Below are 6,672 nucleotides of genomic sequence, written 5' to 3' on the forward strand. Positions count from 1 at the left end.
ATCCATAATTAGGTATAGCCAAACTTAAAGAAACTTGAATTTGCGATTCATTTCCAGCAAGAACTCTACGGATAGCTTTTTCTTTAAATTCTTTAGAATATTTATTGTTAGATTTCTTTTTAACTATACTTATTCCATAAATATCAATAAGTTTAATAAGATACTCTATATAGCTATGTCTTATTCCATACAGTTTTGCCAGATATTCTGGACTAAAAAGCTCTTCTTTCCAAAGTCTATAAATTTCAATTTTATCTTCATATGATAGCTTCATAAATAAAAACCCCAGTAGGTTTGTTCAACTTACTGGGGTCAGGGCAAACATGACTCCATTTTTTGTTTTAAGAAAATACCTTTTTAAAACGATTTAACGCTTCGTGCAGGGTGTCCTTTGTGCACGCAAGATTGATTCTTATAAAGCTCTCCTGAGGAGAGTGATACATTTCACCGTCGTTAATATAGAGCTTTCCTTCCTTTATAAGCTTATTCTTTATCTGCTCACCACTTAGATTCAGGCTTGAACAGTCAACCCATGCAAGATAGGTACTCTCAAGATCAGCCACTCTGATTTGTGGATAATTCTCAGAGAAGAATGTCTTTAAAAGCTGATAGTTTTCCTGAATATAGTCATTAAGCTCACAAAGCCAGTCATCGCATTCTGTATAGGCTGCAATGGTAGCTGCCACACCAAAGACATTCACATCACAGATTTCGTTGATATTGATCTGGCGGTCGATTCTGTAGCGGTAGTCCTTGTTTCTGCAGATGACATGAGCACTCTTCAGACCAGCAATATTAAAAGTCTTGCTTGGAGCCCCAAGAGTAATCAGATGATCGTTATAGCTCTCATCTACAGTTGAAAAGGCATGAAATGAACTGCCGTTAGGTCTGATATCACAGTGAATCTCATCGGAGATAACAATAAGATTATGCTTTCTGGCAATCTCACATATGCGTTTTAACTCATCTAAATGCCACAGTCTTCCCGATGGATTATGAGGGTTGCAGACTAAAAGCACTCTGGCCTTAGGTGATGAGGCCTTTATTTCAAGATCATCAAAATCAATTGAAAACTTTCCATCTTTATAGACCAGACTGTTTTCTGAAGGCACAAGACCTGAATTTCTGATACAGCTGAAAAAGCAGTTATATGCAGGAGACTGAAGAATAACCTCATCTCCAGGCTGAGTTAAAGCCTGCAGGATGGCTGTTAGAGCTGGTACAATTCCAGGAACAGGCATAATCCATTCGCGTTTTAGCTCAACTCCATAATGTCTTTTGTTAAATGAAATAATTGCGTTGTAATAGTCATCATTCTCCAGAACATAGCCAAATACACCATGCTGAGCACATCTGTTAACTGCTGCATATATTGGAGGCGCAACCTTAAAATCCATATCGGCTACCCATAAAGGCAGAATGTCAGGAACAGAAAGTGAATCCCACTTATAGGAGAAGGTACCGCGACGATCTATCTTCTCATCAAAGTTAAACTTACTCATTAACAACCTCAATTACGCAGTCATTAGGGGCTTTTGCATTTGCATCGGAGATAATCTCACCTACAGAATCAACTCTGATTCTACCGGTAAGAGGATTTTTAATGCTGGTTACATGACCTTTAATTTCTGCATCAACTGATGAGTACTCAAAAGCAAGATCGCAGTCTTCGTCAAAGGTACAGTTGATGATTTTAAGATTCTTTGCATAGCAAAGAGGCTGGGTGCCCTTGATTTTACAGTTTATAAGAGTCAGGTTTTCTGAATGCCAGCCTAAGAATTCACCGGAAATCGTACAGTTTTCTACGGTTACATTTTTAGCCTCCCAGAAAGCATCCTTCGTCTCAAGGTTACTGTTTTTAATTTTTACATTAGAACAGTTCTGGAAAGAATAGTTACCGTGAAGCTCAAAATTCTCAACCTCAATATCCGAACTGTTCATAAAGATGTAATCAGCATGAACCGCCTTAATATTGTTAACCCTGATATCAGTACAGTCCCATAGAGTTTCCTGAGCATCAGTAAAATCAACATTCAGAAGCTTAAGACCACTGCAGCGTCTGAACATTTTAGGAGCTATAACCTGACAGTCCTTCATTGTAAGATTTTTTGAGTACCAGATTGCAGCTCGCGCTCCAGTCTCAAATACACATTTTTCAATCTGTGCAATATCAGCATGCCAGAAAGGGTATTTTCCGTTAAATGACGAATCCGTACAGGTTACATTTATACACTCTTTAATGGCAGACTCACCGTTTAGAACTTTAATTTTTGATAAAGAAAGGTCTTTCTGATAGAAAAGAGGACGCTCGCCCTCAAATTCTCTGTTTTCGATGATACTCATATATATTGGATATTTTTCTTGTTGTAACATTAACTTCAGCTTACCGGAGTTTAACATAAAGATAGAAATGAAAAGATTGAGCAATCAGACAAAAAATTTCACCTAAGAAATTATTATCATTTGGTATCGTCTTTTTTGTCTGCTTAAAGAAAGATAAAATTGAAATCTAAATTCGGTCAGCTTTACACAAACACAGCGGAGTATTTATGAAAAACTATATAAAACAGAGTATGTTATCACTGCTTTTAGTATCAGGAATTGCCTTGGCTGAAACTACTCCTGATATAGAAGATAATTTCAACAAATGCAGAGATAAGGCAGAAAATACAGTACAGATAAACAAATGCAGCTCAGATAGACTTGAAGCCTACGACGCACTGCTCAATAAATACTACAAAAAAGCTCTGGCAAAATGCAGCGAGACAGACAATCCAAAGCAGTGCAAGGAAGAGCTTAAAGAAGCAGAGCGTAATTTCATAAAATACAAGGAATCCATGCTCAGTCACCTTGAGAAACACTCTCTCTTTCACAACGGTACTATCTTTAATTCAATATATTTAAACTTCGCAGCTGATCTGACAAAACTTCAGTACGATACACTTAAGGACAACTACATAGGAGAGGAGCCTTAGAAAAGCAGACTGCCTCTTAAAACCACGTGTTTTAAATCCAGAGTTTTCTTATCAACAATAAGAGCATCGGCTCTTTTTCCAATTTCTATACTTCCTGCCTTTTCATAGATACCTATTGCTCTGGCAGGATTTCTAGTGCATGCCAGAACTGCAACCTGGAGAGGGATATCCATATCCAGAACAGCAGTCTTGAAGCAGTCATAAAGATTGGTTACAGAGCCTGCAATAACTCCATTATCCAAAGTTGCAAGCTTGCCTTTTACCTCAACCTTCTGACCTCCAAGCGCATAGACTCCATTCTCAAGACCGGTCGCCTCCATAGAATCCGAAATCATTACGATATTTTCAAAGAGTCTGAAGGCAAGTCTTACTGCACCTTTATGAATATGAACACCATCGCAGATAATCTCACAGAATACATCAGGATAATCGGCAGCTGCGCAGACAGGTCCCGGAGCACGATGATGAATGGAATTCATGGCGTTAAAGCAGTGGGTAAGTTCTCTGGCACCAGCTTTAAAACCAAGGCAGGCTGCATCGTAATCCGCATCGGTGTGAGCAACCGAGAAATTGACCCTGTCCTTGAATTTAGAAATAAGACTAAGAGCATTTTCAACCTCTGGTGCAATGGCTACAGTTTTTATCAGGCCATCTGAATCAGCCAGGAATTTTTCAAGAAGTTTTTCATCGGGCTTTTTTACATACAGTGAATTCTGTGCACCAAGTTTTTTTGAGCTGATAAATGGACCTTCAAGATAGACTCCTTCCAAAGAAGCCATATCAGCCTTAACCTTAAGTGCAGCAGCACATTTTAGAGCCTTTGAGATACTGTTCTCATCCATGGTCATGGAGGCAGGAGTAATCGAGGTTATTCCTCTTTGTGCCTCATAACGGCAGATAGTTTCCAGAGAGGCTTCTTCTCCATCCATAAAATCTGAATTCATACAGCCGTGGAAATGGATATCTATAAACCCAGGAAGAACATAGCTGTCTGATGCATCGACGGATTCCCCTTCACAGGACTCTGAAAAGCATTCACCGGTTACACCGATATCACACGCCTCAAAAGTGCAATCAGGAGTAAATACCAATCCATTTTTTATGATCATGATTCAGCCTCGAACTCGTTTTTTCTGAGAAAAATTCTTAATGACAGATATTTTATGAAACATTTCTCCAAAATGTTTAGCATCGTCTCATATTTTTAACAAAATCAAATACTAATGTGATAAAAAATAATTCATAATAAAAGGAGAAACCCAGAGAAAACATAATTGAAATATTTGCATGTTCATATCTAAGTTTCTTCTAAGAATTAAAATCTAATCTTCTTTCGTACAAAGTGTACAAAAGCACTTTGGAGTTAATAGGTGAATTATGAACTTTTACGCAATTGGAGTAACCCTGTTTATCGGGGGATTCATCGTAGGAGCTTTAGTATGTTACATCATCATGGCTCAGATTTATAAGCATAAACGAGTCAAGGATGAACTGCTAAAGTCTAAGCGTGATGCCATAAAAGCTCGTAGGACACTGGACAGATTTGTTAAAACATCTTTGGACATGTTCGGTGAACTGGATACAGCCCACAGACAATATCTGCAGTTTATGAGAGAAACTACAGAGAAGATTGCACCAAGGGAGTCTGGTTTACATCATTTCCTGGAAGATGAAATGGCTCCAATGCCGGTTTTTAGAGGTAAAGAGGATAACCAGCCTGTAAAACAGGACGAAACAGAAGAGAAGATTGAAAGAATAGTTAATTCAATTCCTGCTCCGGATGTACTTAAGAATCCTGAGATTCCACCTGAGGATTCAATTGAAGACGATGTTACTAAGGCAGAAACTGCTGCAGCTGTAGCTGAGCCGGAAAAGCAAAAGGAGGAGGAACAGCTAAAAGTATGATTATTTTTTTCCGTTAGGAGTTTTATTACATGCTAAAAAAGATTAGAACCGCTACCGCAATTATCGCTTTATCATCGGCAGCAGTCTTTTCAACAATCAACACCGCAAATGCCTCAGCTCCAATCCTAGGAGACCTTCTAGCAAAGGGAAACACCCCTTCATTAGCACCAATGCTAAAACAAGTACTTCCAGGTGTTGTTAATATTTCAGTAAAAGGTAAAAAGGACGTTCAGGGATTCTCAATTCCTGATGAGTTCAGATTCATGTTCCCAGGCATGGGAGACGCTTTTGGCTTAGGTGAAAAGCCTCAGCAGAGAGAATTCAGAGCATTAGGTTCAGGCGTTATCATCAGTGCCGATGAAGCACTGGTTGTAACCAACAATCATGTTATCGATGGAGCTGACGAGATTAAGGTTCAGCTATCAGACAGCCGTGAATTCAATGCAAAGCTGATTGGTCGTGACAGCCACACCGATCTTGCTCTATTAAAACTTGAGAATGCAAAGAATCTGACCCAGATTGATATGGCAGACTCAGATAATCTTGAGGTTGGTGACTTTGCAATCGCAATCGGTAACCCTTACGGCCTAGGTCAGACTGTAACCTCAGGTATTGTATCAGCATTAGGCAGAAGCGGACTTAATATCGAGAATATTGAGAACTTCATTCAGACCGACGCAGCAATCAACTCTGGTAACTCAGGCGGTGCGCTGATTGATTTAAACGGTAAGCTGATTGGTATCAATACCGCTATTATGGCTCCATCAGGCGGCAATATCGGTATCGGTTTTGCTATTCCAGCAAATATGGTTAAGACCGTAACAGCTCAGATCCTGAAGTTCGGTGAAGTTAAGCGTGGTCTTCTAGGTGTTCAGGGTACAGAACTGAATGCAGATCTTGCAAACAGCTTTGGTTATGATCAGTCAACCGGTGCATTTGTTAACGAAGTTATCAAGGATTCTGGTGCTGATAAGGCTGGCATTAAGTCAGGAGATATCATCACTGCAATCAACGGCAAGAAGGTTAAGTCATTTGCAGCTCTAAGAGCTGAGATTGCTACCCAGAGAGCTGGCAATGAAATCACAGTTACCGTATTCCGTGACGGCAAGTACAAGGATCTGAAGGTAAAGCTGAGCTCTGATGAGAATCAGAAGCTTTCCGCAAAGAAATCACAGGAGATCTCTCCAGCCTTTGCAGGTGCATCATTTGCAAACTCAGACAAGGGCGGTATTGAAGTAACTGATGTTGCCAAGGGTTCAGTTGCAAGCATGTTCGGTCTGCGCAAGGGTGATATCATCACCGGTGTTAACAGACAGGACGTTAATACTCTGCATGATCTGAAGACAGCTCTAAACAAAGAGAAAGGCAAGATTTCCGCTATCAGAATCAACCGTAACGGTACAACTCTGTACATTACTTTAAGATAGTAGAAAACTGACTGGTTAGAGGAGCCAGGGCTTTAATAAGCCCCGGCTTTTTTATTGTCGAAAATCAGATTTTTCGATTGGAAAAGGGTAAATTTCCCAACCCTGTTTTTTCGCACTTTTAAATAAAGCTTTTGCTAATCCCAGGAACGCGTTCCCGGGATTTAATCATGTATCTGGGATTATTCCAACGAACGCGTTCCCGGGATTTAATCATGTATCTAGGATTATTCCAACGAACGCGTTCCCGGGATTTAATCATGTATCTAGGATTATTCCAATGAACGCGTTCCTGGGATTTAATCAGGTTTCTGGGATTTCCAACAAACGCGTTTGTTGGATTGGCAGGATCAGATCTTGATTATCTG

At 39.7% G+C, this 6,672-nt stretch carries 6 protein-coding genes and 1 pseudogene; 3 read left to right on the forward strand and 4 right to left on the reverse strand.

What is annotated here, in order from left to right; all coding sequences use genetic code 11:
- The 3 genes and pseudogenes from B5D46_RS11555 to B5D46_RS11565 form a co-directional block, all read right to left on the reverse strand.
- Nucleotides 1-274 (reverse strand): annotated as a pseudogene (locus B5D46_RS11555) (IS3 family transposase); the annotation flags it as partial.
- 67 nt (nt 275-341) lie between these two features.
- The gene (locus tag B5D46_RS11560; protein WP_078929580.1) at nt 342-1,502 is read right to left on the reverse strand and encodes a MalY/PatB family protein; all 1,161 of its coding nucleotides are present in this window, start codon (nt 1,500-1,502) and stop codon (nt 342-344) included.
- On the reverse strand, nt 1,495-2,343 hold the full coding sequence (locus tag B5D46_RS11565) for a DUF3737 family protein (protein ID WP_078929581.1): 849 nt from the start codon (nt 2,341-2,343) through the stop codon (nt 1,495-1,497). The genes B5D46_RS11560 and B5D46_RS11565 overlap by 8 nt, the downstream gene beginning before the upstream one ends.
- Before the next feature lie 206 nt (nt 2,344-2,549).
- Here B5D46_RS11565 and B5D46_RS11570 point away from each other — a divergent pair, with 206 nt between their 5' ends.
- Nucleotides 2,550-2,975 carry a lysozyme inhibitor LprI family protein gene (locus B5D46_RS11570; RefSeq protein WP_078929582.1) on the forward strand — a complete coding sequence of 142 codons (426 nt, stop codon included), beginning with the start codon at nt 2,550-2,552 and terminating at the stop codon, nt 2,973-2,975.
- Here B5D46_RS11570 and nagA read toward each other — a convergent pair.
- Entirely contained in the window at nt 2,972-4,084 is a 1,113-nt protein-coding gene (gene nagA / locus B5D46_RS11575; protein WP_078929583.1) for an N-acetylglucosamine-6-phosphate deacetylase, read from the reverse strand. The two genes, B5D46_RS11570 and nagA, sit on opposite strands and share 4 nt — an antisense overlap.
- A gap of 268 nt (nt 4,085-4,352) precedes the next feature.
- Here nagA and B5D46_RS11580 point away from each other — a divergent pair, with 268 nt between their 5' ends.
- Nucleotides 4,353-4,880, forward strand: coding sequence for a ZapG family protein (locus B5D46_RS11580; protein WP_078929584.1), 528 nt, complete (start codon nt 4,353-4,355; stop codon nt 4,878-4,880).
- A 29-nt stretch (nt 4,881-4,909) separates the two neighbouring features.
- Nucleotides 4,910-6,307 (forward strand): DegQ family serine endoprotease, encoded by a 1,398-nt coding sequence (locus tag B5D46_RS11585; RefSeq protein ID WP_078929585.1) that lies wholly within the window; start codon nt 4,910-4,912, stop codon nt 6,305-6,307.
- Nucleotides 6,308-6,672 lie beyond the last annotated feature (365 nt).

Origin of the sequence: Succinivibrio dextrinosolvens DSM 3072, from assembly GCF_900167015.1 — a bacterium.
Lineage (GTDB): Bacteria > Pseudomonadota > Gammaproteobacteria > Enterobacterales > Succinivibrionaceae > Succinivibrio > Succinivibrio dextrinosolvens.

Coding starts and splice junctions, on each gene's coding strand:
- nagA (WP_078929583.1), bottom strand. CDS start 4,084: ATGATCATAAAAAATGGATTGGTATTTACTCCTGATTGCACTTTTGAG.
- B5D46_RS11565 (WP_078929581.1), bottom strand. CDS start 2,343: ATGAGTATCATCGAAAACAGAGAATTTGAGGGCGAGCGTCCTCTTTTC.
- B5D46_RS11580 (WP_078929584.1), top strand. CDS start 4,353: ATGAACTTTTACGCAATTGGAGTAACCCTGTTTATCGGGGGATTCATC.
- B5D46_RS11585 (WP_078929585.1), top strand. CDS start 4,910: ATGCTAAAAAAGATTAGAACCGCTACCGCAATTATCGCTTTATCATCG.
- B5D46_RS11560 (WP_078929580.1), bottom strand. CDS start 1,502: ATGAGTAAGTTTAACTTTGATGAGAAGATAGATCGTCGCGGTACCTTC.
- B5D46_RS11570 (WP_078929582.1), top strand. CDS start 2,550: ATGAAAAACTATATAAAACAGAGTATGTTATCACTGCTTTTAGTATCA.